The organism is Microbacterium sp. NPDC090007 (assembly GCF_044748345.1).
GTDB lineage: Bacteria > Actinomycetota > Actinomycetes > Actinomycetales > Microbacteriaceae > Microbacterium.
Map to the genome: position 1 here is coordinate 159594 of NZ_JBIVFV010000003.1, position 25057 is coordinate 184650.

20 protein-coding genes and 1 pseudogene are annotated in these 25057 nt (G+C 70.6%); 5 read left to right on the forward strand and 16 right to left on the reverse strand.

Going from position 1 to position 25057, the window contains the following annotated elements; translation table 11 throughout:
• Positions 1 to 187: 187 nt before the first annotated feature.
• Genes gmk through pyrR form a run of 8 tightly spaced genes read right to left on the reverse strand, consistent with a single transcriptional unit; the run spans position 188 to position 9703 of the window.
• Positions 188 to 1093: a guanylate kinase gene (gene gmk / locus ACIPVB_RS11985; protein ID WP_400369179.1), complete on the reverse strand. Its 906-nt coding sequence runs from the start codon at positions 1091 to 1093 to the stop codon at positions 188 to 190.
• Entirely contained in the window at positions 1086 to 1946 is an 861-nt protein-coding gene (pyrF, locus tag ACIPVB_RS11990) for an orotidine-5'-phosphate decarboxylase (RefSeq protein WP_400369180.1), read from the reverse strand. Before pyrF ends, gmk begins: the two co-directional genes overlap by 8 nt.
• A complete protein-coding gene (gene carB, locus ACIPVB_RS11995; protein ID WP_400369182.1) occupies positions 1943 to 5230 on the reverse strand; it encodes a carbamoyl-phosphate synthase large subunit in 3288 nt (1095 codons plus the stop codon). The genes pyrF and carB overlap by 4 nt, the downstream gene beginning before the upstream one ends.
• Complete coding sequence (gene carA, locus ACIPVB_RS12000) at positions 5223 to 6395, reverse strand: glutamine-hydrolyzing carbamoyl-phosphate synthase small subunit (RefSeq protein WP_400369184.1); 1173 nt, start codon at positions 6393 to 6395, stop codon at positions 5223 to 5225. The genes carB and carA overlap by 8 nt, the downstream gene beginning before the upstream one ends.
• Positions 6392 to 6892, reverse strand: a complete 501-nt coding sequence (locus ACIPVB_RS12005) for a hypothetical protein (protein WP_400369185.1) — start codon at positions 6890 to 6892, stop codon at positions 6392 to 6394. The genes carA and ACIPVB_RS12005 overlap by 4 nt, the downstream gene beginning before the upstream one ends.
• Positions 6889 to 8211 (reverse strand): dihydroorotase, encoded by a 1323-nt coding sequence (locus ACIPVB_RS12010; RefSeq protein WP_400369186.1) that lies wholly within the window; start codon positions 8209 to 8211, stop codon positions 6889 to 6891. The genes ACIPVB_RS12005 and ACIPVB_RS12010 overlap by 4 nt, the downstream gene beginning before the upstream one ends.
• Positions 8208 to 9176: an aspartate carbamoyltransferase catalytic subunit gene (locus ACIPVB_RS12015; protein ID WP_400369187.1), complete on the reverse strand. Its 969-nt coding sequence runs from the start codon at positions 9174 to 9176 to the stop codon at positions 8208 to 8210. The genes ACIPVB_RS12010 and ACIPVB_RS12015 overlap by 4 nt, the downstream gene beginning before the upstream one ends.
• The gene (pyrR, locus tag ACIPVB_RS12020) at positions 9173 to 9703 is read right to left on the reverse strand and encodes a bifunctional pyr operon transcriptional regulator/uracil phosphoribosyltransferase PyrR (RefSeq protein WP_400369188.1); all 531 of its coding nucleotides are present in this window, start codon (positions 9701 to 9703) and stop codon (positions 9173 to 9175) included. The genes ACIPVB_RS12015 and pyrR overlap by 4 nt, the downstream gene beginning before the upstream one ends.
• A gap of 183 nt (positions 9704 to 9886) precedes the next feature.
• Here pyrR and ACIPVB_RS12025 point away from each other — a divergent pair, with 183 nt between their 5' ends.
• Positions 9887 to 11431: an HNH endonuclease gene (locus ACIPVB_RS12025; RefSeq protein ID WP_400369189.1), complete on the forward strand. Its 1545-nt coding sequence runs from the start codon at positions 9887 to 9889 to the stop codon at positions 11429 to 11431.
• A gap of 60 nt (positions 11432 to 11491) precedes the next feature.
• On the opposite strand, the pseudogene ACIPVB_RS12030 reads toward ACIPVB_RS12025, so the two are convergent.
• Together ACIPVB_RS12030 and ACIPVB_RS12035 are read right to left on the reverse strand one after the other, a co-directional pair.
• Positions 11492 to 11886: pseudogene (locus ACIPVB_RS12030) on the reverse strand (glyoxalase).
• A 3-nt stretch (positions 11887 to 11889) separates the two neighbouring features.
• Complete coding sequence (locus ACIPVB_RS12035; protein ID WP_400369190.1) at positions 11890 to 13500, reverse strand: Rieske 2Fe-2S domain-containing protein; 1611 nt, start codon at positions 13498 to 13500, stop codon at positions 11890 to 11892.
• Positions 13501 to 13613: 113 nt separating this feature from the next.
• Between ACIPVB_RS12035 and ACIPVB_RS12040 the strand changes: the two genes are divergently transcribed.
• Entirely contained in the window at positions 13614 to 14615 is a 1002-nt protein-coding gene (locus ACIPVB_RS12040; RefSeq protein ID WP_400369192.1) for a DUF2207 family protein, read from the forward strand.
• Between the two features lie 19 nt (positions 14616 to 14634).
• Here the strand turns inward: ACIPVB_RS12040 and ACIPVB_RS12045 are convergent, their stop codons facing one another.
• From ACIPVB_RS12045 to ACIPVB_RS12070, 6 genes are all read right to left on the reverse strand, one after another.
• Positions 14635 to 15177 carry a hypothetical protein gene (locus ACIPVB_RS12045; protein WP_400369193.1) on the reverse strand — a complete coding sequence of 181 codons (543 nt, stop codon included), beginning with the start codon at positions 15175 to 15177 and terminating at the stop codon, positions 14635 to 14637.
• Positions 15178 to 15244: 67 nt separating this feature from the next.
• Positions 15245 to 18190, reverse strand: coding sequence for a DEAD/DEAH box helicase (locus ACIPVB_RS12050; RefSeq protein ID WP_400369195.1), 2946 nt, complete (start codon positions 18188 to 18190; stop codon positions 15245 to 15247).
• A gap of 206 nt (positions 18191 to 18396) precedes the next feature.
• On the reverse strand, positions 18397 to 18807 hold the full coding sequence (gene nusB, locus ACIPVB_RS12055; RefSeq protein ID WP_400369196.1) for a transcription antitermination factor NusB: 411 nt from the start codon (positions 18805 to 18807) through the stop codon (positions 18397 to 18399).
• 2 nt (positions 18808 to 18809) lie between these two features.
• Positions 18810 to 19370, reverse strand: a complete 561-nt coding sequence (gene efp, locus ACIPVB_RS12060; RefSeq protein ID WP_108318841.1) for an elongation factor P — start codon at positions 19368 to 19370, stop codon at positions 18810 to 18812.
• A gap of 73 nt (positions 19371 to 19443) precedes the next feature.
• Complete coding sequence (locus tag ACIPVB_RS12065; RefSeq protein WP_400369197.1) at positions 19444 to 19902, reverse strand: type II 3-dehydroquinate dehydratase; 459 nt, start codon at positions 19900 to 19902, stop codon at positions 19444 to 19446.
• A 13-nt stretch (positions 19903 to 19915) separates the two neighbouring features.
• Positions 19916 to 21727: a TIM barrel protein gene (locus tag ACIPVB_RS12070; protein ID WP_400369199.1), complete on the reverse strand. Its 1812-nt coding sequence runs from the start codon at positions 21725 to 21727 to the stop codon at positions 19916 to 19918.
• 62 nt (positions 21728 to 21789) lie between these two features.
• Between ACIPVB_RS12070 and ACIPVB_RS12075 the strand changes: the two genes are divergently transcribed.
• From ACIPVB_RS12075 to ACIPVB_RS12085, 3 genes are all read left to right on the forward strand, one after another.
• Entirely contained in the window at positions 21790 to 22422 is a 633-nt protein-coding gene (locus ACIPVB_RS12075; protein WP_400369201.1) for a TetR/AcrR family transcriptional regulator, read from the forward strand.
• Between the two features lie 348 nt (positions 22423 to 22770).
• Entirely contained in the window at positions 22771 to 23676 is a 906-nt protein-coding gene (locus ACIPVB_RS12080) for a shikimate dehydrogenase (RefSeq protein WP_400369202.1), read from the forward strand.
• A 14-nt stretch (positions 23677 to 23690) separates the two neighbouring features.
• Positions 23691 to 25010: an MFS transporter gene (locus ACIPVB_RS12085; RefSeq protein ID WP_400369204.1), complete on the forward strand. Its 1320-nt coding sequence runs from the start codon at positions 23691 to 23693 to the stop codon at positions 25008 to 25010.
• Positions 25011 to 25057 lie beyond the last annotated feature (47 nt).

Sequence of the window (25057 nt, forward strand, 5' to 3'; positions counted from 1 at the left end):
CGAAGCATCCTCCCATTCTAGCCGACGCCGGCCCGGGCTGTGCCGAGGGGCGTCGGGTGGGTCTGGCGGGGGTTTCGGGGCGTCCGCCGTGCACCGGGGCGGTTGACGGACACCCCGGTGCACGGAACGCGCCCCGAACGGGAGACGTGGCCGCGCCGCGGGGGTGGTGGCCTTCGGGGCCGCCGGGTCAGTGCTGCGCGGAGGCCAGAGCGACCACGTCGCGCGCGGCGGAGGCCACGTCCTCGTTCACGACGCGGTAGTCGAACTCGTTCTGCGCGGCGAGCTCGACGCGGGCGGTGCGCAGGCGTCGCGCGCGCTCCTCGGCATCCTCGGTCCCTCGTCCGACCAGACGGTCGACGAGTTCGTCCCAGCTCGGCGGGAGCAGGAACACCAGAGTCGCCGAGGGGTCGGCCGTGCGCACCTGACGGGCACCCTGCAGGTCGATCTCGAGAAGCGCCGTCCCGCCGGCCGCGAGCACGCGCTCGATGGGCTCGCGGGGCGTGCCGTAGCGGTGCCGATTGTGCACCACGGCCCACTCCAGCAGCTCCCCCGCGGCGATCAGACGGTCGAACTCGGCGTCGTCGACGAAGTAGTAGTGCTCTCCGTCGACCTCTCCGGGGCGCGCGGCACGCGTGGTCGCCGACACCGACAGGTGGATCTCGGGGTAGTTCTGCTTGATGTGGGCGGCGACCGTCCCCTTGCCCACGGCCGTGGGACCGGCGAGGACGATCAGACGACTGCGCCCCGCGCGCGGACCCGGCTCGGGCCAGCGCGAGTCGAGGTAGGTGCGCAGCGCGTCGCGCTGACGGGTGCCGAGCCCCCCGAGACGTTTCACGGGCGAGATGCCGAGTGCGGCGAGGATGCGGTCGCGCTTGCTCTCGCCGATCGCGGGGATCGCCGTGAGGAATTCGGTCACGCGCATCGCGCCCGCGGCCGATTGCGGGTCGGCGAGACCCCGGCGCAGCAGCTCCTGCGGAGAGATCACGCGGGTCGACACGTCGCGTTTGAGCGCGGCGCGCTCTCGACGAGCCTCGACGGCGCGTCGCGAGGCGGCGGCGCGGTCGACCTCGGGTGGACGACGGGATTCAGCCATTCGAGGACTCCCGGTAGAGCGCGGCGCGCTCGTCGATGCGGGCGGCGAGACGGTGGGGTCCGACCGCGAGGATGCTGCGGCTCTCGTTCGCGACGACGGCGGATGCCACGTAGCCGAACAACCGGCGCAGGTCGGCGGGCGCGGCCCCCTGCGCGCCGAAGCCGGGGGCGAGGATCGGCATGCCCGCCAGGGCCATGTCGCCCAACCCGAACGCCGAGCGGTCGACGGTCGCGCCGACCACGACGCCGATCGGACCGAGCGCCCCGGGGGCGCCGATGTTGGCCTGGTTGACGTCGTGCGCCACGCGAGCGGCGACGTGTTCGTGGTCGCCCACCGCGAGGGCGTCGTCCACGATGGCGCTCTGCAGCGCCCGCGCCTCGGGGTTGCTCGTCGCGGTCAGCACGAACGCGCCCTTGCCGTGGTGCACGGCGAGCCCGAGGGTGTCGCGCAGCGAGTCGGCGCCCATGTAGGGCGACAGGGTGACGGCATCCGCCTCGAGAGGCGAACCGGGCGCGACCCAGGCCTGCGCGTAGCCCTCCATGGTCGTGCCGATGTCGCCGCGCTTGGCGTCGGCGATGACGAGCAGTCCCGCCGCGCGGGCGGCGGCCATGACGTCCTCGAGGGCGGCGAAGCCCGTCGATCCGTAGCGCTCGTAGAACGCCACCTGCGGCTTGACCACGCCGACCCGGCCGCGGGCGGCCTCGACCACCCGCAGCCCGAAATCACGGGCACCGGATGCCGTGGCATCCAGCCCCCACGCCGACAGCAGCGCGGCGTGGGGGTCGATGCCGACGCACAGCGCGCCGTGCAGGTCGAGGGCGGCGGCGAGCCGCTGGCCGAACGTCTCGTTCACCGGCGTCCCGCGCGATCGGTCGCGTGCTCCTGGAGGCTGCGGACGGCGAAGCCGTCCTTCATCGCACCCAGGGCGCTCACGGCGGCGCCGAGGACGGCCATCGTGGTGAACAGCGCCTTGTCGGCGGCCACCGCGGCGGCGCGGATCTCGTACCCGTCGGCACGTGCCGTGCCGCCCGAGGGGGTGTTGACGATCATGTCGATCTCGCCGGCGTTGATCAGGTCGACGACGTTCTGTTCGCCGGAGGCGTGCGTCTCGGAGTATTTCTCGACGACCTTGACCCGGATGCCGTTGCGCGCAAGGATCTCGGCCGTGCCCTCGGTCGCCATGAGCGAGAAACCGAGCTCCTGCAGACGGTGGGCGGGCAGGATCACGGCGCGCTTGTCGGCGTCGGCGACCGAGATGAACACCGTGCCCGAGGTCGGCATGCCGCCGTACGCGGCCTCCTGCGATTTGGCGAACGCGGTCGGGAAGTCGCGGTCGATGCCCATGACCTCGCCGGTCGAGCGCATCTCGGGTCCGAGAACGCTGTCGACGGTGTGCCCGTCGGCGGTGCGGAACCGCTTGAACGGCAGCACGGCCTCTTTCACCGCGACGGGAGCGTCGAGCGGCACGCGCGAGCCGTCCTGCGCGGGCAGGAGACCCTCGCCGATCAGGTCGGCGATCGAGCTGCCGGCCATGATGCGGCTGGCGGCCTTGGCGAGGGGGATGCCGAGGGCCTTGGACACGAACGGGACGGTGCGGCTGGCACGGGGATTGGCCTCGATGACGTAGAGCACGCCCGCCGAGATCGCGAACTGCACGTTCAGGAGGCCCCGGACCCCGACGCCCTTGGCGATCGCGAGGGTCGCCTCGCGCACGCGGTCGACCTCGGTGCGGCCGAGCGAGATCGGCGGCAGGGTGCACGAGGAGTCGCCGGAGTGGATGCCGGCCTCTTCGAGGTGCTCCATGACGCCGCCGATGTACAGGTCGGTGCCGTCGTACAGCGCGTCGACGTCGAGCTCGATCGCGTCGTCGAGGAAGCGGTCCACGAGAAGCGGCAGGCCCGGTCCGATGATCGCCTGGTCGGCGACGCGGACGAAGTAGTCGCGCAACGCCTCGGTCGAGTAGACGATCTCCATGCCGCGACCGCCGAGGACGAAGCTGGGACGCACCAGGACGGGGTAGCCGATCTCCTCGGCGACGGTCACGGCGCCCTCGACGTCGATCGCGGTGCCGTTGCGGGGAGCCACCAGGCCGGCGTCGTCGAGCAGGCGCGAGAACAGCTCGCGCTCCTCGGCGAGGTCGATCGCTGCGGGGCTGGTGCCGAGGATGGTGTATCCCGCGGCCTCGATGCCCTTGGCCAGGCCCAGCGGCGTCTGACCGCCGAGCTGGCACACGACGCCGAGGATGGTTCCCGACTGCGACTCGGCGTGCAGCACCTCGAGGACGTCCTCGAGCGTCAGCGGTTCGAAGTAGAGGCGGTCGCTGGTGTCGTAGTCGGTCGAGACGGTCTCGGGGTTGCAGTTGACCATGACGGTCTCGAAGCCGGCGTCCGACAGCGCGAAGGACGCGTGCACGCACGAGTAGTCGAACTCGACGCCCTGGCCGATGCGGTTCGGGCCCGAGCCGATGATGACGACCTTCGTGCGGTCGGAGGGGGTGACCTCGGTCTCGGCGTCGTACGACGAGTAGTGGTAGGGCGTGAGGGCCGGGAACTCCCCCGCGCACGTGTCGACGGTCTTGTACACCGGGCGCACGTCGAGCGCGTGGCGCGCCTCACGTACCTCGGCCTCGTCGAGACCGCGGAGCTCGGCGATCTGCACGTCGCTGAAGCCGTGCTCCTTCGCGACGCGGAGGGTGTCGGCATCCAGCTCGTCGGCCTGCGCGATGAAGGCCGCGACCTCGTTGATCAGCACCATCTGGTCGATGAACCAGGGGTCGATCGCCGTGGCGTCGAACGCCTGCTCGGGGGTGGCGCCCTTGCGCAGCGCCTGCTGCAGCACGACGATGCGGCCGTCGGTCGGGGTCTTCGCCACCTCGAGCAGCTCGTCGACCGAACGCGACTCCTCACCCCAGTGGAAGCTCGACCCGCGCTTCTCGAGCGAGCGCAGCGCCTTCTGCAGGGCCGTGGTGTAGTTGCGGCCGATCGCCATCGCCTCCCCCACCGACTTCATGGTGGTGGTGAGGGTGGTGTCGGCGGCCGGGAACTTCTCGAAGTTGAAGCGGGGAACCTTCACCACGACGTAGTCGAGCGTGGGCTCGAAGCTCGCCGGGGTGACCTTGGTGATGTCGTTCGGGATCTCGTCCAGGCGGTAGCCGATCGCGAGCTTCGCGGCGATCTTGGCGATCGGGAAGCCGGTGGCCTTGGATGCCAGCGCGCTCGAGCGCGACACACGCGGGTTCATCTCGATCACGATGATGCGGCCGGTCTTCGGGTCGACGGCGAACTGGATGTTGCACCCACCGGTGTCGACGCCGACGGCGCGGATGATGTCGATGCCGATGTCGCGGAGCTTCTGGTACTCGCGGTCGGTCAGCGTCAGCGCGGGCGCGACCGTGATCGAGTCGCCCGTGTGCACGCCGACGGGGTCGACGTTCTCGATCGAGCAGACGACCACCGTGTTATCGGCGGTGTCGCGCATGAGCTCGAGCTCGTACTCCTTCCACCCGAGGATCGACTCCTCGAGCAGGACCTCGTTGGTGGGCGAGTCGTGCAGGCCCGCCCCGCCGATGCGGCGGAGGTCCGCCTCGTCGTACGCGAAGCCCGATCCGAGCCCGCCCATGGTGAAGGACGGGCGGACGACCAGCGGGTAGCCGAGCTTCTCGGCTCCGGCGAGCAGCTCGTCCATGGAGTGGCAGATGACGGATGCCGCCACGTCGGCGCCCGCCTCGAGCACGAGCTCCTTGAAGATCTGACGATCCTCGCCGCGGTTGATCGCGTCGAAGTCGGCGCCGATGAGCTCGACGTCGTACTTGTCGAGGATGCCGCGCTTGTGCAGCTGGATCGCCGCGTTCAGCGCCGTCTGTCCACCCAGGGTGGGCAGGACGGCATCCGGCTTCTCTTTGGCGATGATCGACTCGATCACCTCGGGGGTGATCGGCTCGATGTAGGTCGCGTCGGCGAAGTCGGGGTCGGTCATGATCGTCGCCGGGTTGGAGTTGACGAGGATGACGCGCACGCCCTCTTCGCGCAGGACGCGGCACGCCTGGGTGCCGGAGTAGTCGAACTCGCAGGCCTGACCGATGACGATCGGGCCGGAGCCGATGACGAGGACGGAGCGGATGTCGTCGCGCTTAGGCATTCTTCTGGGTCTCCATCGTCGCGAGAACCATCTCGCGGAAGCGGTCGAACAGGTAGTTGGCGTCGTGCGGGCCGGAGGCCGCCTCGGGGTGGTACTGAACGCTGAACGCGGGGATGTCGAGGGCGCGCAGACCCTCCACCACGTTGTCGTTGAGTCCGATGTGGCTGACCTCGACGCGGCCGAAGCCGGCCGGGCTGTCGACGATCCGGTCCAGCGGCGCCTCGACGGCGAAGCCGTGGTTCTGCGAGGTGATCTCGACGCGGCCGGTGGTCTTGTCGAGCACGGGCTGATTGATGCCGCGGTGACCGAAGGGCAGCTTGTAGGTCCCGAAGCCGAGCGCGCGGCCCAGCAGCTGGTTGCCGAAGCAGATGCCGAAGAACGGCAGGCCGTCGCCCAGCACCGCGCGCAGCAGCTCGACGTGCTGGTCGGAGGCGGCGGGGTCGCCGGGGCCGTTGGAATAGAACGCGGCGACCGGGTCGATCGCGCGGATGTCGTCGATCGTCGCGGACTGCGGGAACACGTGCACGTCGAAGCCGCGGGCGGCGAGGTTGACGATCGTGGACTGCTTGACGCCGAGGTCGAGCACGGCGAGGTTGCCGATGCGCTCCGCCGTCGCGGGGGTCACCTCGACCTCGCTGACCGAGACCTCGGCCGACAGGTTACGGCCCGCCATACCCGGGGCCTCGCGCACGCGACGCAGCTGCTCCGCGGCATCCAGGCGCGCCGCCTCGCCCGAGAACACGCCGCCGCGCATGCTGCCCTCGGAGCGGATGCGGCGGGTGACGGCGCGGGTGTCGATACCCGAGATGCCCACGATGCCGTCCTCGACGAGCGCGTCGTCCAGTGAACGGTCCGCCCGCCAGTTGGACACCATGCGCGAGGGGTCGCGCACGACGTAGCCGGCGACCCAGATGCGGCGCGACTCGGGGTCTTCGTCGTTCACACCGGTGTTGCCGATGTGGGGGGCGGTCTGCAGCACGATCTGGCCGGCGTACGAGGGGTCGGTGATCGTCTCCTGGTAGCCGGTCATGCCGGTGGCGAAGACGACCTCGCCGAGGGTCTCGCCGCGCGCACCGTAGGCGCGACCGGTGTAGCGGGTGCCGTCTTCGAGCACGAGGACGGCCGGTTCTCGCGCCGAGAGCGCGGAAGGGATCAGGGCGGTCATGCGTCGCTTCCTGTCGAGGTGAGGGGACGGATGGCGTCGGCGAGTGCTTTGGCCGAGGCCTCCTGAGGACGGAGGTAGGTGTCGACGATCGTGTCGTCGTCGATGCGCCAGCTGACGCGTGTCAGACCGTCTCGCTCGACCACGCGGTCGATCGCGACGGTGGCCTGCACGGCATCCACCAGGCGGTCGCGGGTGAGCGCGATGCGGGGCTGGCCCGGAAGGTCGAGGGCGACGCCGGCCGAGGTGACCGTGACGTCGACGCGGGAGCGGAAGCCCAGACCCTTGATCGCGAGACGCTCGAGCGGCTCGTCGTGCCGGGTCGTGGCGACGTAGAGCCCCGGGAACACCGCCGTCTCGACGGCGTCCGCGGGCAGCTCCCCCACCGGGACGGAGTAGCGCGCATCGCGCCGCGTTCGTCGCGCCCACGCCCACGCGAGCAACGCGAGCCCCAGGACGGCGATGCCGGCCATGACCAGCAGAGCGCCCTCGCGGGTCACGCGAGCGCTCCGGGAGCCTCGAGCACGGCGCCGTCGGCGACGGTGGGGATGCCGGCGCGCACGGTCCAGCGCACCTCGCCCGGGAGGTCCCGGCCGAGGTAGGGCGAGTTGGTGCTGCGACCGCGCAGGTCGTCGAGGCCGAACGTCCGCGCGGGGCGCGGGTCGTACAGGGTGAAGGTCGCCGGCTGTCCGGCCGCGACGGGCGTTCCGTGACCGTCGAGCCGGCCGATGCGGGCGGGCGCCGCCGACATCACGCGCGCCACGTCGGTCCAGGTCATCAGACCCGTCTCGACCATCGCCTGGTGCACCACGCGCACCGCGCTCTCGAGACCGACCATGCCGTTGGCGGCGGCCGCCCACTCGCAGGCTTTGGCCTCGGCGGGGTGCGGGGCGTGGTCGGTGGCGACGATGTCGATCGTGCCGTCGGCGAGGCCCTCGCGCACGGCCAGGACGTCCTCTTCGCGGCGCAGCGGCGGGTTGACCTTGAACCGTGCGTCGTAGTCGCGCACCAGCTCGTCGGTCAGCAGCAGGTGGTGGGGCGTCACCTCGGCGGTGACGTTCACGCCGCGCTTCTTGGCCCAGCGGATGATGTCCACCGAGCCCGCGGTGCTGAGGTGGCAGACGTGCAGGCGCGAGCCGACGTGCTCGGCCAGCAGCACGTCGCGCGCGATGATCGACTCCTCGGCGACGGCCGGCCAGCCGGTCAGGCCCAGCTCGGCCGAGACGGCGCCCTCGTTCATCTGCGCGCCCTCGGTCAGGCGCGGGTCCTGCGCGTGCTGGGCGATGACTCCGTCGAACGCCTTCACGTACTCCAAGGCCCGCCGCATGATCAGCGGGTCGAAGACGCAGAAGCCGTCGTCGCTGAAGACGCGCACCCGCGCGCGGGAGTCGGCCATGGCGCCGAGCTCGGCGAGACGCTCGCCCTTCTGCCCCACGGTCACGGCCCCGATCGGCTGCACGTGAACATAGCCGGCGGACTCGCCCAGAGCGAGCTCCTGCTCGACGACGCCCGCGGTGTCGGCGACCGGGGAGGTGTTGGGCATGGCGAAGACGGTGGTGAATCCGCCGGCGGCGGCGGCGCGCGAACCGGTGAGGATCGTCTCGGAGGCCTCGTATCCGGGCTCGCGCAGGTGGACGTGCAGGTCGACCAGGCCCGGAAGGGCGATGAGCCCGTCGGCGTCGACGACGGTGGCACCCGCGGGCGACAGTCCCGAGCCCGTTTCGGCGATCAGACCGTCGCGCACGAGCAGGTCGGTGGCATCCTGGCCCTCGATGCGCGCGCCGCGCACCAGAAGGGTCTGGGGGGTGGCGTGGCTCATCGGAGGTCCTCTTTCTCGGTGTCGGGCCGCTCGCCCGCCAGCAGCAGGTACAGCACGGCCATCCGCACGGAGACGCCGTTCGTGACCTGCTCGAGCACCGTCGAGCGAGGCGAATCGGCGGCGTCGGCGGAGATCTCCAGGCCCCGGTTCATCGGACCGGGGTGTAGAACGATGCTACCGCCCGGAAGGGCTTGCAAACGTCGCGCGTCGAGGCCGTATCGCCGGGAATACTCCCGTTCAGTCGGGAAATACGCCGCCGACATGCGCTCGAGCTGTATACGGAGCATCATGAGGGCGTCGGGAGCGGCGGCGATCGCGCGATCCAGGTCGTACTCGACCTCGACCGGCCAGCCGCTGACGTCCTGCGGCACCAGGGTCGGCGGAGCCACCAGCGTGACGTGCGCTCCGAGCGTGTGCAGCAGCCACACGTTCGAGCGGGCGACGCGGGAATGCAGCACGTCGCCGACGATCGTGACCCGGATGCCGTCGAGGTCGCGGCCGCGACTGGCGTCACCGTGCAGGCGCTTGCGGATCGTGAACGCGTCGAGCAGTGCCTGCGTGGGGTGCTCGTGCGTGCCGTCGCCGGCGTTGACCACGCCCGCGCTGATCCAGCCCGAGGTGGCGAGGGTCCGCGGAGCGCCGGACGCGCCGTGGCGGATGACGACGGCATCCGCCCCCATCGCCTGCAGCGTCTGGGCGGTGTCCTGCAGCGATTCGCCCTTGCTGACGCTGGAGCCCTTGGCCGAGAAGTTGATGACGTCGGCCGAGAGGCGCTTGGCGGCGGCCTCGAACGAGATGCGGGTGCGCGTGGAGTCCTCGAAGAAGAGGTTGACGACGGTCTTGCCGCGCAGCGTCGGGAGCTTCTTGACCTCGCGGCGCTGGGTGTCGGCCATGTCCTCGGCGACGTCGAGGATCTCGAGGGCGTCGGCGCGCGAGAGGTGCTGGGTGTCGAGCAGGTGCCTCATGACTCGATCGTCACCTCTTCGACGCCGTCGACCTCGGCGAGGCGGACGTTGACGCGCTCGTCGCGCGCGCTCGGCAGGTTCTTGCCCACGAAGTCGGGGCGGATCGGGAGTTCGCGGTGGCCCCGGTCGATGAGCGTCGCCAGGCGCACCGCGGCGGGACGCCCGATGTCCTGCAGGGCGTCGAGGGCGGCGCGGATGCTGCGGCCCGAGAACAGCACATCGTCGACCAGGACGACGGTCTTGCCGTCGACGCCGCCGACGGGGATCTCGGTGCGCCGCGGGGCTCGCGTCGGGTTGCGGTGCAGGTCGTCGCGGTACATCGTCACGTCGAGCGCGCCGACCGGGACCTGTGCGCCGCCGAAGTCGCCGATCATCGGGGCGATGCGGTTCGCGAGCGTGACGCCGCGGGTCGGGATGCCGAGGAGGACGAGTCCTTCCGGTCCCTTGTTGGACTCCAGGATCTCGTGCGAGATGCGCGTCAAAGCGCGGGCGATATCGGCATCGTGCATGACGGTGCGCGTATTCATCCGCTGCTCCCTTCTCCGCCTCACGGGACGGGGTTAAAGGTTGCTGTGGTTCTCGGACGATTCTAGCGGAGGAGGCGGGTGCGCGTCGGGAGTCACGGGTGGGCGGGTGAAAATCCGCACGGGCGGGGGTGGGGTGAGAGCCTCAGACGGGTCTTTGTCGAGCGTTATTCGTATCTTTGTTCTATGGATGACGTCGAGCCGCTCCCCCGCCTGTGCGCGGCCGTCGCGCGGCTCGACGGGCTCGTCGCGGGGCGCGCGGTCGAGGCCCTCCACGACGATGAGATCCTGCGGGTGATGAGCGAGCTCGCGGCGACGCGGAACGCCCTGGACGTGCTCGTGGCGCGGGCGGCGCGGGCCATCGACGCGCGGTCCGCGCGAGAGCTCGGTGTCGCCGGCCTCGCCCAGCGCCGGGGTCACCGCACCGCGACCGAACTGCTGCAGACCTTGACCGGGCAGACGCGCGTCGAGGTCACACGCGCGGTCAGGACCGGGGGTGAACTGGTGGGCGACTCGACAGAGCCGCGTGAGCGTGCATCGGTGGGTGGGCCCGCTCCTGCGGAGCCGTGGCGTGACGCGCTCCGGCACGCTCTGCGCGCGGGAGCCATCGGCCAGGCGCAGTTTCAGGCCGTCCTCGTCGGATTGGGCGCGCCGCCGGTGGAGCGGTATCCCGAGATGGACGCCGACTTCCTCCCGCGGGCGTGGGCGGTGGCCGTCGAGAAGCTGATTGCCGAGGCGCCCCACGTGGTCGTCGAAGAACTGCGGGCGTCCGCGCGCGTCGCCCGTGATCGGCTCGATCCGGTCGGGGTGACCCTCCGTTTCGAGGAACGGTTCGCCGCGCGGTCCTATCGATCGTGGATCGACGAGCACGGACAGCGTCACGGACGTTTCGTCTTCGACGACGACGCGGCGGCCTGGGTCGACGCGATCCTTCAGGCGGCACTGCGGCCGAGGCGGGGACCGCGGTTCGTCGACACCGACGCGCGCGTCGCCGATGCCGGCGACGACCGATCGGGTGAGCAGATCGCCTATGACACGCTGATCGCCGTCCTGCGCACCGGCGCCGCTGCCGATCCGGCGCAGGCGTTCGGCGACCGGCAGCCGGGCGTGCGGATTGTGGTCGAGGCGGCGGCGGGGACGGTGCCGAGGGCGGACGGTGGAGCTTGGACGGGCGGTGCTGCTCGGGCGGGCACCGGGGCCACGGCGGGAGCGGTGCCGGTGGCGGGCAGTGGTGCTCGGACGGGCGCCGGGAGTGTGGTGCACGGGGGCGGGCACCTCGAGGACGGCGGCGAAGCCCTGCCGCGCGGCGTCGTCGAGAGCTATGTGTGCGACGCCGGCACCGTGGCCGTCTCGCTCGACGACGCGGGGCGGCCGCTCGATGTGGGGCGACACCAGCGGCTCTTCACCCGCGCTCAGCGGATCGCGATCGCGGTGCGGGACGGCGGGTGCATCGGTGTCGGATGCCGCGCCCCCGTCTCGCAGTGCGAGATGCATCACATCGACCACTGGGCAGCGGACCGCGGCAGGACAGACGTCGACGACGGCGTGGCCCTCTGCCGCAACCACCATCTGGGCCTCCACAACCGCGGCGAGCGGATCGTGCGACAGCGGGATCCCGCGACCGGGCGGGATTCGTACTGGTTGCACGCGCCACCCAATCAGCGCACGGGTGAGGTGCGCGCGCCCATGCTTCTGCGGTCGAGATCCCCGCGTCGCTTCCAAGCGGCGTGATGGGACGCGCGGTGATGAGCGCGGCGAACGTTCTCTGTCACCGAGATCCGCGCGGCCGGGCTACTCCGCGTCCGCCACGACCTCCGCTTTGAACCCCGCGGAGTTCTCGAGCCACCCGGCGGAGTGCGAGGCGCCACCGGCGAACGGATAGCGTTCCTCGTACAGCGGCCGCCACCCGTGCGCGGGCGCCGCCGCCATCATCGCATCCACTTCCAGACGCGAGCCGCCGATGAACGCGAGATGATTCGCACCCGGAGCGCGACGGTCGTGAACGGGCTCTGACAGATTCGGCGACGTCGTCAACCTCACGTACGGCCCGTCAGCCACTTCCCACGTCTCACCCTCAGCCCACGCCCCGGTCCGCTCGAAACCGACGGCGCTGAGCAACGGCCCCACTCGGCCCGCGCGACGGTCAGATCGGCGCCCCAGACCTCCACGTGATGAAAGCCCGGCACGGATCAGCCCGCGGAGACCTCTGCTGCCTCGCGTTCAGCTGCTTCGCGCTCGGCGGCGCGCTCGCCGCTGGCCGTGGTGCGGATCGGCGTGGAGCGGATCGGGTGACCCGTCGTCGTCAGGCACCGACCCGTCTCGAGGTCCCACTTCCAGTCGTGCAGTGAGCAGGTCAGCACGCCGTTCTCGATCTTGCCGGTTTTGGTGAGGTCGGCGCGAAGGTGCGGGCAGCGACGCTGAACGGTCCAGCCGTCGATCTCGGCATCCTCGGTCTGATCGGACTGCTCGGCGTACCAGTTCTCGACGTATTCGATGCGGTCGCGCGACAGGCACTTCAGGAACGTCGTGAGGAACTCGTTGAACTTGCCCGAGCGGCCGACCTCGAATTGCATCGACAGGAAGATCGAGTTCGACCAGTCGATCTCGTGAACACGGATGTTCGTCGACACCAGGTCGGCGGGGATCGTGTACCAGTAGATGCACTCCTCTCCCGCGTACTCGCGCAGCTTCGCCTTCGGGAAGTCCACGACCATGTCGAGCTCGCCGATGCGGAAGCGCACCACTCCCCCGACCCCGTTGCGGATCGTGCGGGCGCGACGCAGCAGCGGCTCCCACCATTCCTTGAGCGCGGCGAGCATCTCGGCGGGCGGGATCACCTCGGCGCGAGTGGCGACCTCGGCCCGGATCTCGTCCTGGCGACTGTCGCGCTGCTCGGCGAGGTAGTTCCACTTGTCGCCGAAGACGCGCTCGATCTCGGCATCCGTGTACAGGGTCTGCGTCACCTCGACGTCCGAACCCTGCACGTCGACCTCGGTCCCGGGAAGGAACAGGTAACCCTTCTGGTCAGGACGCTGCTCACGCATGTGGGCAAGGAACTCGCGCTGATCCGTGAAGATCGAATCGTTCTCGAGACCAGTGCCGTTGTAACGGAACAGCTCCTCGCGCAGGAACATCGGTGGTCCCGCCATCGGGAACACGTGCTCGGCGTCGACCTTGTCGATGTAGTACATCGCACGCTTGTTCTGCGCGTCGCGCTTGAGCTGGGCGAAGTTCTGCTTGGCATCCTGGGGCAGGTCGTAGACCATGGGCCACCAGATCGCTCCCGAGACCTGGGTGAAGTACGCATCGGGCTTGCCGAAGTCGAAGAGCTTCTCGAGGTCGAGGGGGTGCGAGTCGTTCTGATTGAGGATGGATGCCGTGCCGTCGTCGAGCGACAGCGACGAGTCGCCGATGGGTCCGTCCGACGGGGCGCGCAGCGGCGTCACCATGAGCTTCAGCTCGCCGAACTGCAACGGCACCCCCGCCTCAGTGCGCACGAGGTTGGTGTAACCGGCCGCCACGAGGTCCTGCTCGAGATCGTCGGTCGGGTACTCGGGGAGGAGCACCGCGATGTCCTTGGGGACGAAACGCTCCAGCAGCGCGAGGTCGAAGTGGTCGCGGTGACGGTGCGAGATGTAGAGGAAGTCCGCCTTGCCGAAGCGCTCCCAGTCGAGGGCGCGGTTGTCGGGGAACGGGAACCACGAGCCGAAGAAGCTCGGACCGATGACGGGGTCGCAGAGGATGCTGCCGCCCCGCGTCTCGATGAACATGCCCGCGTGGCCGAGGCCGGTGATCTTCATGTCGCTCCTGTGTCGTGGACGGAACCTGACGAGTCTACGCGGGACCGCCTGGAAGGGTTCGGGGAGCGCGGGGGTGTCGGGGGGATGGATGCCGCCGGCCATACGATGACGCCATGGTCGCCATGCTCACCCTGCTCACCGTGGCGCTGGTGCTCGGCGTACTCGCCGTGGTGCAGAGGGTGACGGCGGGAAGACTCCCCCGCTCGCTCGTGGTGCAGTACACGGCGGCACCCGGAGCGGACGTCATCGACGACGCTATCCTCGCCGGACGCGAGAGGCGCGGGGTCACCGCGGGGTTGGTCGATCTCGTCGTCCGCGGCCGCGTGCACCTGCTCCGCGAGGGTGACGAAGGCCGGGAGAACTATGCGGTGCAGATCCGCGACGGTGTCGAGCTGGACGACGACGAGAGACTGCTTCTCCACGTGGTGTGCGGAGGGGACACCCCCAGTGGCTTCTCCCGGAGGCTCTCTTCAGACCGACGCCGAACCGCCGTGCGCGTCCGTGAGCTCCTCGCGACCCGGTACCGACGGTTGCAGCGCGAAGGGATCCTCACCTCGCGTCGCCCCGGCCGAGGCATTTCCCGCGGGACGGCGATCGCCGGGACCGCCGCGGTGCTCATCGCGTTCTCGCTGCTGGCGTCCCCGCCTCCGGCCGTCGTCATCTCCGGTGTCCTCGCCCTCGCGCTGTTCGTCGCCGCGGCGGTCATCGTCCCCGCCGGTCGCGCTCCGGGGGTCGCACGGGCGGCGGAGTCCCGTCGAGAGCACCTCGACGGCATTCGTCAGTACCTTCGCCTGGCCGAGGTTGACCGCCTCCGGGTGCTGCAGTCACCCACCGGGGCAGCGGTCTCGGCGGGAGACGACGTCACGCGTTTCGTCCTCAACGAGCGGCTGCTGCCCTACGCCGTGATCTTCGGGCTGGAGCGCGAGTGGTTGGCGACGCTGCGGATCGGGTACGACGAACTCGGCGAGACGGCGCGGACCGGATTCGGACACCTCGGAGAGGGCTTCGCTCAGGTCCTCGATGCGGAACTCACGCTGAGGAGCGTGCGCACGCTCGTGAACGCCGCCGACCACGTGATCGATGCGGCAGGCGAGGCGATCAGCGGCCTCGTCTGAAGATCGAGCCCCTTTGCGGTCACCCGACGATGTCGTCGACCGGGGGGAGGTCGGCGTAACGATGGGCGACGAAGGGATCGGCCGGGTAGGCGGCGCCCCGAACCGGGACCAGTCGACGCAGGGCCACCGCACCCATCGCGGCGACGGCCGCGCCGACCCCGGCCGTCGGATTCACGCAGCACGCGATCGTCACCCTTCCGACGGTCGTGGTCAGGGCCGGAAGCGCGCGACCGTCGACGTCGAGGGTGCCGGCATCCCATCGCCCGTCATCCTCGGCGAGCCGGACGAGCTCGGCGGTGGAGTCCGGGAGCCCCGGGACGCGGAACGCGAACAGCGACAGGAACCCGGACACCCGGGCCTCGTCGACGCCGGCCCACGGGGACGAGGTCACGAGCGCTGCGGTCCCCTCGCCTCGCGCCGCCAGCGTCACATCGGTGGCGGGTGCGGTGATCGGACCGTTCCACCCGCTGAGCCACCGCCGCGGTTCCGACACCTCGTCGGAGAACACCGCCTCGAAGAGCGGAAAAGCGGGTCGGTGGTAACCGGGTTCGGTGCTCGTCATGTCGTCTCCCGCCTCCTCGGTCGATCGTTCGTCGACCGGGAGTGCGAGACTATCCGCCCGCCGGGTGTCACTCCCCCAGCAGCGCCCGGATGTCGTCTGCCTCGAGCGACGCCGCGAACGCGTCGTCGTCGTCGATGACCGCGTCGAACAGCGCGGCCTTGCGCTGCTGCAGGGCGCGCACCTTCTCTTCGACGGTGCCCGCCGCGATGAGGCGGTAGACGAACACGCTCTTGGTCTGACCGATGCGATGCGTGCGGTCGATCGCCTGCGACTCCGCCGCGGGGTTCCACCACGGATCGAGCAGGAAGACGTAGTCGGCCTCCACGAGGGTCAGACCGAAACCGCCGGCCTTCAGACTGATGAGGAACACGGGAGCCTCACCCTCGCGGAACTCCTCCACCACCTCACCGCGCCGCGCGGTGCTGCCGTCGAGGTGTGAGAAGGCGAGCCCCACGGCATCCAGTCTCTCGGCGGCCAGGTCGAGGAACGACGTGAACTGGCTGAATACGAGGGCGCGGTGCCCCTCGGCCGCCACCTCGACCAGACGCTCCAGCAGCTCGTCGAGCTTGGCTGAACCCAGGTGCGCGTCGCGCTCGTCGACCAGTCCCGGGGCGAGCGCCAGCATGCGCAGGAGGGTGAGGGAGCGGAACACGATGAAACGCTGGCGGTCCAGGTCGTCGAGCAGACCCAGCACCTTCTGCCGCTCCCGCTGCAGGACCCGGTCGTAGAGCTCCTGATGAGCGGGCGAGAGGGCGACCGTGATCTGCTGCTCCTGCTTGGCCGGAAGATCGGATGCCACGACGTCCTTCGTACGGCGCAGCAGGAACGGGCGCACGCGGCGGCGCAGACGGTCCAGCGTCTTCTCGCGGTGGGCGCTCGCCGCGGCGGCCGACAGCGCGGTCGGCTGATCGGTGGGGAGCTGCTCGACCGCCCGGGTGTAGTCCTCGCGGAATCGCCGGATCGACGGGAAGAGCCCTGGAGCCGTCAGCGACAGCAGGGCCCACAGGTCGTCGAGGCCGTTCTCGACGGGCGTCCCCGTCGCGGCGAACACGGCGTCGGTGCGCAGGGCGGCGATGGCGCGGTGCGCGCGCGTCGCGGGGTTCTTCACGAACTGCGCCTCGTCGAGCACGACCCCCGACCAGTGCGGGACGGCGAACTCGTCGGCGTCCGTGCGGACGACGCCGTACGAGGCGACGACGACGTCGACCTGAGCGGCGATGTCGTCGATCGTCTGCCGTCGCCGGACGGACGTCGCCTCGACGACGCCGATGCGGAGCCCGGGGGCGAATCGGGCGGCTTCGTCGCGCCACGTGGGCAGCACCGAGGTCGGTGCGACCACGAGCCACGGTCGTGGATCGGGCAGGGTCCGTGTGTGCGTGATGAGGGCGAGCAGCTGCAGGGTCTTGCCGAGGCCCATGTCGTCGGCGAGGATGCCGCCGAGGCGGTGGCCGTGCAGCAGCGCGAGCCACGACAGACCCTCGCGCTGGTAGGGCCGCAGCTGGGCGAGGAATCCGGCCGGCGTCGGCACCGCGGGGACAGTGGTGACATCGGCCAGGGCTCGGGCCAATCCCCGCCATTCGACCGCGGCGTCGGACTCGTCGGCGAGGTCTTCGAACTCGGCCCACAGCGCCAGGTGCGTCCGGGGCAGTCGCGGTCCGGTCTGCCACTCGTCGAGGGTGGCCGCTTCGTCGAGCAGGTCGCGCAGGCGCTGCAGGGCGGGGTGGGCGAGAGAGAACCACGCGCCGTCCGACAGCTTGATGCGCGTCCGTCCGCGCGACAGCGCCGAGAACAGCGTGCTGAACGGGATCCTGCGTCCGTCGATCGTGACGACGATGCCCAGGTCGAACCAATCCCGGTCGGCAGATTCGACCGCGGTGATCCGCAGCGACGGGTCGCCCCGCAGTTCCCGGAACGGCGGGGGCGTGCCGGTCGTGCGCACCCGCACCTCGTCGAGCGCGTCGATCGCCGGCAGCACGCGAGTGACGAACACCGCCGCGTCGGCGTCGCGCAGGGTCGCGGCGGGGGTGAGCGCAAGATCGGATGCCGCAGTCCAGGCCGTCTCGACCCGCGCGGCGACCTCGGCCCGGGCGGCGGACTCGTCCGGCGTGCCGGTCTGCGCACCCGGCCATTCGATGCGTTCGCCGCCCGGGTACGCCCACGCGAGGCTATAGCTCACCTGATCGCCGTCGTACGCCACCTCGACCGCCAGCACCGGCCGCGTCGGCGGCGGCGGCGGCACCCCGGGTCCGACGACCAGGGGAAGGCGCCGCGCGAGGGCGGGGTACGCCTCGGCGAGGAACTCCTCGGCGTCGGCCGCGGGGATGTCGACCCCGGCTCCGAGCACGCTCGGCAGGGGGTCGGGCAGGTCGACGGGCGCGAGCACGATCGGGACGGGGTCGACGTCGAGGGCGTAGGCGAACAGCCCCGACGACCCGATCGCCCGGGCGTGCGCGGCATCCACGGGGTCGCCGTCGACGCGCACCGCGGCCGACAGGCGCAGGCCGGCACCCGGCGCCCGCTCGACCGCCAGACGCGCGCTCGCTTCACGGGCGAGGCGGACGCTCTGCTGCGGATGCATCGGGACGAGAGGGATGCCGAGCCCCCGCGCCGCGGCCAGGTGCGGCCAGAGCAGGGGCGCGTCGATCGTGTCGAGGGCGAGCGTGTCGCCCGACGCCGTGAACGCCCCCGTGGTGCGCAGCGCCTGCGCGATCGCGTGGAGCTCCGCGAACCACCGCGCGTGCGCCGGGTCGAACCGTCCCGTCGAGCGGCGGACGGCGTCCCACGTGGCATCGGCCTTGATCCAGGCCTCGCGCGCGCCCTGGACGAGCGGGCGGGCGACCAGCTGCAGGTCGTCCTGCCGCCGGGCGAGCGAGCGGGGGGTGACGGCGACGACCGCGCGGGTCCCCCACCGAGCGGGGTCGTAGGCGTCGCGCTGCCGGAGCTCGATGCCGAGGGCGAGCGCGTCGTACGCGCGGGCGGTGGTGCCCGCGACCAGGTCGCGCCAGGACGTCACGACTGCATCCTGCCCGAGACCCCGGACACCGCGGGATCGGGCGTCGTCACACGGTCGGGCATGTCGGTCTCCCCCGGCCAGTCGACGAGGCGCGCGGCCTCACCACGCGACCGGGCATTCCGGCATCCCCCCGAAGGCACCCCGCACACGCGACGACGCGGCCGCCGACGAGAAGTCGGGACCGCGTCGGGGCATGTCGATCAGGATCAGGACGAGCGCGCGATCCGTGCCAGCACGCCGTGGACGAACGAGCCGGAGTCGTCGGTCGAGAACTCCTTCGCCAGCTCGACGGCCTCGTCGATCGCGACCGCGGTGGGGACCTCGTCGTTGTAGAGGATCTCCCACGCGCCGATGCGCAGCAGCGCACGGTCGACCGCGGGCATGCGCTGCAGCGACCAGTCCTTGGCGAACGTGGTGATCTGCTCGTCGATCGCGTCGCGGTTGTCGATGACACCGTCGACGATGTCGCGGGCGTACAGCCACGAGGCCTGGCGGTCGGGCTCGGATGCCGCGCGCGTGGCCTCGGTGGCCAGCATGATCGCGAGTTCTTCGCCGCGGACGTCGGCCTGGAAGAGGATGTCGAGGGCGCGCTTTCGCGCTTTGGTGCGGGCGCTCAAGATCAGCTGATGCGGCCGAGGTACTCGCCGGTGCGAGTGTCGACCTTGATCTTGGTGCCGGTCTCGAGGAACAGGGGAACCTGCATCTCGTAGCCGGTCTCGACGGTGGCGGGCTTGGTGCCGGCCGACGAGCGGTCGCCCTGCAGGCCGGGCTCGGTGTAGGTGACCTCGAGCACGACGGACGGCGGCATCTCGATGTAGAGGGGGTTGCCGTTGTTCAGCGCGATCTGCACCTGCTGGTTCTCGAGCAGGAAGTTGGCGGCGTCGCCGACGGTGGCGGCACCGACGGTGAGCTGGTCGTAGTCGGCGACGTCCATGAAGACGAAGCCCTCACCGTCGTTGTAGAGGTACGTGAAGTCGCGGCGGTCGACGTTCTCGGTCTCGATCTTGGCGCCGGCGTTGAAGGTCTTGTCGACGACCTTGCCGCTCATGACGTTCTTGAGCTTGGTGCGGACGAACGCGCCGCCCTTGCCGGGCTTGACGTGCTGGAACTCCACGACGCTCCAGAGCTGACCGTCGATGTTCAGGACGACGCCGTTCTTGATGTCTGCGGTGGATGCCATGAGTGCCGATATTCCGTTTCGTGAGTCGAAGTGGGGCGAGAGCCCGACGTCTGAGTCTACGCGATCCGCGCCATCAGCCGTCGGCGCGGCCCGAGACGACCTCGACGAGCAGGTCGACGGCGCGGGCGTACCCGGGAACTCCCTCGCCGATGACGTGCACGACCGCGACGTCCTCGATGTACGAGAAGTGCCGGAACGCCTCGCGTTCCTTGATGTTCGAAATGTGCACCTCGGCCACCGGCAGATCGACGGATGCCAGGGCGTCCCGCAGCGCGACCGAGGTGTGCGTGAGTCCCCCGGCGTTGATCACGATGCCGGCGCAGTCGAGACGGGCGGCGTGGATGGCGTCGATGAGCACGCCCTCGTGATTGCTCTGGATCGCGCGCACCTCGAGACCGTGGCGGTGGGCGGCCTCGGCCGTGACGCGCTCGACGTCGGCCAGGGTGTCGCGCCCGTAGATCTCGGGCTGGCGGGTGCCCAGCAGGTTGAGGTTGGGGCCGTTCACGAGCAGCAGTCGGCGGGGCGTGGTCATGTCCCGCACGCTATCAGCGCCGTCCCTGCGCGCTGAGGCGCACGGGGGCGGTGCCCGCGCCGTACCCGGCGTACGAGCCCACGCGCTCGACGAACTCGAGGAACACCTCGCCGATCGTGCGCGTGTAGAAGTGCAGGTAGGTGCCGGCGGCATCCTGGTCGTATCCGAGGTGCAGCTCGCGCAGTTCGTCGACGGCGTCGGCCGGCAGATCGAACCGGGCGGCGATGTCGTCGTAGTAGTTCGCGGGCATCGACAGGGGCACGAAGCCGCGCGCGCGGGCGTCGCGCGCGAGCGCCCGCACGTCGTCGCAGCGGAAGGCGACGTGCTGCGGCAGGGCCGCGCCCGCCCGCTCCCCCGCGAGGATCGGGGGTGCGACGTTCAATGGCAGGCGCACCTCACCGCCCGGCGAGCCCAGCACCCGGCTCGCGACCAGGCCCTGGGGACCGGGCACCTCGGTGCTGCTGTCGACGCGCAGTGCGAAACCGGCGGTGTAGAACAGCGTGGCCTCCTCGATCGCCTGCCAGGGCTGCGAGAGGCTGACGTGGTCGACCCCGAGCACGCTCGTCGCGATCTCGGGTTCGCCGTGCTCGAACTCCACGACCCAGGCCGGTTCGCCCTCGTCGGCGGCCTGCGCCCAGTAGACCTCGGTGCCGTCGGGTGCGACCGCCCCGTCGAGGCGCTCTTCGGCGGCGTAGGTGCGGCGGTAGGCGCGGGGCACGCGCAGCTCTTGCATGCGCAGGTCGACGGCCTCGGCGTCGTCGACCTCCAGACCGATGGCGGCCAGGCGAGGGTGCCACCCCCGGGCGTGCTGCTCGTTGAGCACGACGCGCGCGGCGCCCGCCGTCCACAGCGTCACGGGCTTGGTGCGATGGCGGCCGCGTGGGGTGAAGCCGAGCTGGCCGAGCAGCTCCTCGACCGCCGAGCTGTCCTCGGCCTTGATCTCGACGAAGTCCACACCCGAGGGCGCGGCGGAATCCGGCAGCATGCGCAGGTCGTCCGGGGCCGTTCCGAGGGCGCGGGATACGGCGTCCTCGAGCCAGCGCAGCGAGCGGCGCGCGTGTCGCGCGGTGCGCCGGGGGTCGGTCTGACGGAAGGTGTCGTTGAAGACCTCCAGTGACCAGGGCCCGGTGTACCCGGCATCCACGATCCGCGCCGTGAAGGCCGCCAGGTCGAAGTCGCCCTCGCCCGGGAACAGGCGGTGATGGCGGCTCCACGACAGCACGTCCATGCTCAGGCGGGGCGCGTCGGCGAGCTGGACGAAGAAGATCTTCTCGCCCGGGATGTCTGCGATCGCGGCCGGGTCGTGCCCCCGCGACAGGATGTGGAACGAGTCCAGGCACACGCCCACCGCGGGGTGAGCCGCGCGCTCGACGATGCGCCACGCGCGGCGGTAGTCGTCGACGTACTTCCCCCACGCGAGGGCCTCGAAGGCGATGCGGATGCCGAACCCCTGGGCCAGGTCGCCGAGGCGCCGCAGCTGGTCGGCGGACACCGCGTCGTCGTCGATCGTGGCGGTGGCGACGTTGCTGCAGCACAGCACGAGGTCGATGCCGAGGCGGTTCATGAGGCGGAACTTCGCCTCGGCGCGGCGCAGCACGGCGGCGAAGGCCTCTTCGTCGACGCCCTCGACGTCGCGCATCGGCTGGTACAGGTCGAGAGTGAGCCCCAGGCGCGCCGCGAGGGCGGCGATCTCTTCGGGGCTCTCGGGGGCGGCGAGCAGGTCGGGCTCGAAGATCTCGACGCCGTCGAACCCCGCCTCGGCGCAGGCGTGGAGTTTGTCGGCCAGGGTGCCGCTGATGCAGACGGTCGCCATCGAGGTCCTCATGGCGGCTGAATGTACCAGTTAGTACAAACGGGGTCCATCCCGGCGTCCAGTAGGTTGGGCCTATGGCCGAGGCACGTCGAGACGCCGAACGCACGCGCTCCGAGCTGCTGGCCGTGGCCACCGAGGTGTTCGCCGAAGACGGCTTCTCGGGTGCCCGGGTCGACGAGATCGCCGCGCGCACCCGCACGACGAAGCGGATGATCTACTACTACTTCGGGGGCAAAGAGGGGCTGTACAGGGCCGTTCTCGAAGAGGCGTATCGCGGCATCCGCGAGGCTGAGCGCGCGATCGACGTCGACCACGCCGATCCGGTGGATGCCATCCGCGCCCTTGCTGAGCTCACCTACGACCACCACGTCGGTCACGACGCCTTCATCCGCCTCGTGGCGATCGAGAACATCCACCGAGGGGCGTTCATCCGTCAGATCGAGGGGCTGCGCACGATGTCGCAACCCGCGAAGGGGCTTCTCGACGAGATCCTCGAGCGCGGTCGCACGGCGGGCCTGTTCCGCGCGGACGTGGATGCCATCGACGTGCACCTCGTCATCAGCTCGTACTGCGTGTTCCAGGTCGCCAACCGGTACACCTTCGGGCACCTGTTCGACGTCGACCTCTCCTCCCCCGACCGCCGCTCGCACCTGCGCGCCGTGATCGGCGACGTGGTCGTCGGGTGGTTGACGGCCGCCGCGCGCTGATCGCGCGTGAGGCGCCTTCGTCGGGCGCCGCGCGAGCTTCACCCATTGAGCGCCATTCCGACCGCGCCCCCTCCCCCCCTCCCCCCTCCCCTCCCCCCGCGGTCCGCGGGGTCGAGTGTCCACGACATGCCGTCTCGGTGTGAGGGATGCGGAGCGTCTTGGACACTCGACCGGTCCCCGTCCGGGCGGGGTCGGCGGGCATGCGGGTCGGATGGAAGGCGGGGCGTCGGCGTCGCGGTTGCTGCCCCGGCATCCCGGATTTCGTCGTTGACAGCGCGACCCGAGCGTGGTTTCCTCTGAACGTACCGGTTAGTACATAAACCGGAACCGCGGAGACGAAGGAGTACCGTGACCGATTCGCATCCCTACCTCGTGGGTCTCATCGGCACGGGTGTGCTGCCCTCGTTGACGCCTCCCCTGCACATGGCCGAGGCGCGTGCCCTCGGGCTGACCTACGTCTACCGGCCGATCGACCTCACCGCACTCGGCGTCGATCCCGCCCGCATCGGCGAGGTGCTCACGTGGGCGGAGCGACTCGGCTACGACGCGGTGAATGTCACGCACCCCTGCAAGCAGAGCGTGCTCGCCCATCTCGACCGCATCGATCCGGTCGCCGCGGCTCTCCGAGCGGTCAACACCGTGCTCTTCACCCCCGCCGGGCGCATCGGCTACAACACCGACACGACCGGCTTCGCCGCCGCCTTCACCGATGGACTCCCGGATGCCGCAACCCGCCACGTCGTCCAGCTCGGCGCCGGCGGCGCGGGCTCCGCCGTGGCCGACGCCCTGCTGCGCCTGGGCACCGAGCGGTTGAGCATCGTCGATCTCGACCCCGCGCGCGCCGGAACACTGGCCGACGATCTGGGCGCACGGCATCCGCTCTCCGTCGTCGACACGGCCCGGCCGGCAGATCTCGCCGCGGTGCTCGCGACGGCCGACGGACTCGTGCACTGCACGCCGGTCGGCATGGCCGAACACCCGGGACTCCCCCTCGACGCCGCGCTCCTGCGTCCCGAACTGTGGGTCTCCGACATCGTCTACCGGCCCCTCGACACCGAACTCCTCGTCGCCGCGCGCGAGCGCGGATGCCGCACCCTGAGCGGCGGACGCATGGCGGTCCACCAGGCCGTCGACGCGTTCGCGCTGATCACCGGGACGCGACCCGATCCCGATCGCATGACCGTCCACTTCCTCGACCTCGTCTCGTCAGACACCGCCGGCGACCTGCGCGTCGGACCGGCCCTCGCCCGCTAAGGAGCAACCGTCCCATGACCACCACCGCAACGACGCGGAAGACTCCCGTGAAGGCGGCCACCGCCAGCTTCATGGGCAGTGCCGTGGAGTACTACGACTTCTTCCTGTTCGGCTCGGCTGCGGCCCTCATCTTCCCGACGGTCTTCTTCCCGTCGGGCGATCAGGCCGCCCTCGTGATGTCGTTCGCGACTTTCGGCTTCGCGTACATCGCCCGCCCGGTCGGCGCTGTCATCCTCGGCCACTTCGGCGACCGCATCGGTCGTCAGAAGGTGCTGATGTTCACGCTTCTTCTGATGGGGCTGTCGACGTTCCTCATCGGCTGCCTCCCCGGCTTCGCGCAGATCGGCTGGTTCGCCCCGGCCCTGCTCGTGCTGTGCCGGCTCGCGCAGGGCCTGTCCGCGGCGGGAGAGCAGGCCGGCGCCTCGTCGCTCACCCTCGAGCACGCGCCCGACGGACGTCGCTCGTTCTTCACGTCGTGGACGCTCACCGGCACGCAGGGCGGTCAGATCCTCGCGGCGCTCATCTTCATCCCCGTCGTGGCGCTGCCCGACGAGATCAAGTTCTCGTGGGGATGGCGCGTGCCCTTCTGGCTCAGCGCCGCCGTGGTCGTGGTGGCGTTCTTCATCCGCCGCAGTCTGCACGAGACGCCGGAGTTCGAGCAGGCGAAGGCGACCGGTCAGATCGCGCGGATGCCGCTCGTCCCCCTGCTGAAGAACCACTGGCGCGACGTGCTCCGCGTCATCTGCTGCGCCTTCATCGCCGCCGTCTCGACGGTCTTCGGCACCCTCGCCATCGCGTACGGCAAAGAGCAGGGCCTCGACGCGAGCCTGACTCTGTGGCTCGTGGTCGTCGCCAACGTCGTCGCTCTGTTCACGCAGCCGCTGTTCGGCCGACTCGCCGACCGCATCGGTCGCAAGCCCGTGTTCATCTATGGCGCGCTGTCGTCGGCGGTGTTCATGCCCTTTTATATGTTGTCGATGGGGGCCGGCAACGACCTCGTCACCTTCGCCCTCGCGGTGCTGACGTTCTCGTGCGGCTACGCCGCCGCTAACGCCGTGTGGCCCTCGTTCTACGGCGAGATGTTCAGCACACGGGTCCGCTTCTCGGGCATGGCGATCGGTACGCAGCTCGGCTTCCTCATGGCGGGCTTCGCCCCGAGCATCGTCGCCGCCCTCGGCGGAGGATCGGCCGGCGGGTGGGTCGTGATCAGCGTCTTCACCGCGGTGATCGCCGTCATCGCCTCGGTGAGCGCGCTGACCGCTCGCGAGACCCGGGACGTGCCCACCGAACAGCTCGGCCTCGCCGCCGATCGCCGCGTGCCCGTCGCGGTCTGAACCAGGCGAAAGCCCCGCCTCTCGCCGGAGGCGGGGCTTTCGCGTGC

Coding starts and splice junctions, on each gene's coding strand:
- ACIPVB_RS12015 (WP_400369187.1), bottom strand. CDS start 9,176: ATGAGGCACCTGCTCGACACCCAGCACCTCTCGCGCGCCGACGCCCTC.
- ACIPVB_RS12035 (WP_400369190.1), bottom strand. CDS start 13,500: ATGAAGATCACCGGCCTCGGCCACGCGGGCATGTTCATCGAGACGCGG.
- ACIPVB_RS12075 (WP_400369201.1), top strand. CDS start 21,790: ATGGCCGAGGCACGTCGAGACGCCGAACGCACGCGCTCCGAGCTGCTG.
- carB (WP_400369182.1), bottom strand. CDS start 5,230: ATGCCTAAGCGCGACGACATCCGCTCCGTCCTCGTCATCGGCTCCGGC.
- ACIPVB_RS12010 (WP_400369186.1), bottom strand. CDS start 8,211: ATGAGCCACGCCACCCCCCAGACCCTTCTGGTGCGCGGCGCGCGCATC.
- ACIPVB_RS12085 (WP_400369204.1), top strand. CDS start 23,691: ATGACCACCACCGCAACGACGCGGAAGACTCCCGTGAAGGCGGCCACC.
- ACIPVB_RS12065 (WP_400369197.1), bottom strand. CDS start 19,902: ATGACCACGCCCCGCCGACTGCTGCTCGTGAACGGCCCCAACCTCAAC.
- pyrR (WP_400369188.1), bottom strand. CDS start 9,703: ATGAATACGCGCACCGTCATGCACGATGCCGATATCGCCCGCGCTTTG.
- carA (WP_400369184.1), bottom strand. CDS start 6,395: ATGACCGCCCTGATCCCTTCCGCGCTCTCGGCGCGAGAACCGGCCGTC.
- ACIPVB_RS12025 (WP_400369189.1), top strand. CDS start 9,887: ATGGATGACGTCGAGCCGCTCCCCCGCCTGTGCGCGGCCGTCGCGCGG.
- ACIPVB_RS12070 (WP_400369199.1), bottom strand. CDS start 21,727: ATGAGGACCTCGATGGCGACCGTCTGCATCAGCGGCACCCTGGCCGAC.
- efp (WP_108318841.1), bottom strand. CDS start 19,370: ATGGCATCCACCGCAGACATCAAGAACGGCGTCGTCCTGAACATCGAC.
- ACIPVB_RS12045 (WP_400369193.1), bottom strand. CDS start 15,177: ATGACGAGCACCGAACCCGGTTACCACCGACCCGCTTTTCCGCTCTTC.
- gmk (WP_400369179.1), bottom strand. CDS start 1,093: ATGGCTGAATCCCGTCGTCCACCCGAGGTCGACCGCGCCGCCGCCTCG.
- ACIPVB_RS12040 (WP_400369192.1), top strand. CDS start 13,614: ATGGTCGCCATGCTCACCCTGCTCACCGTGGCGCTGGTGCTCGGCGTA.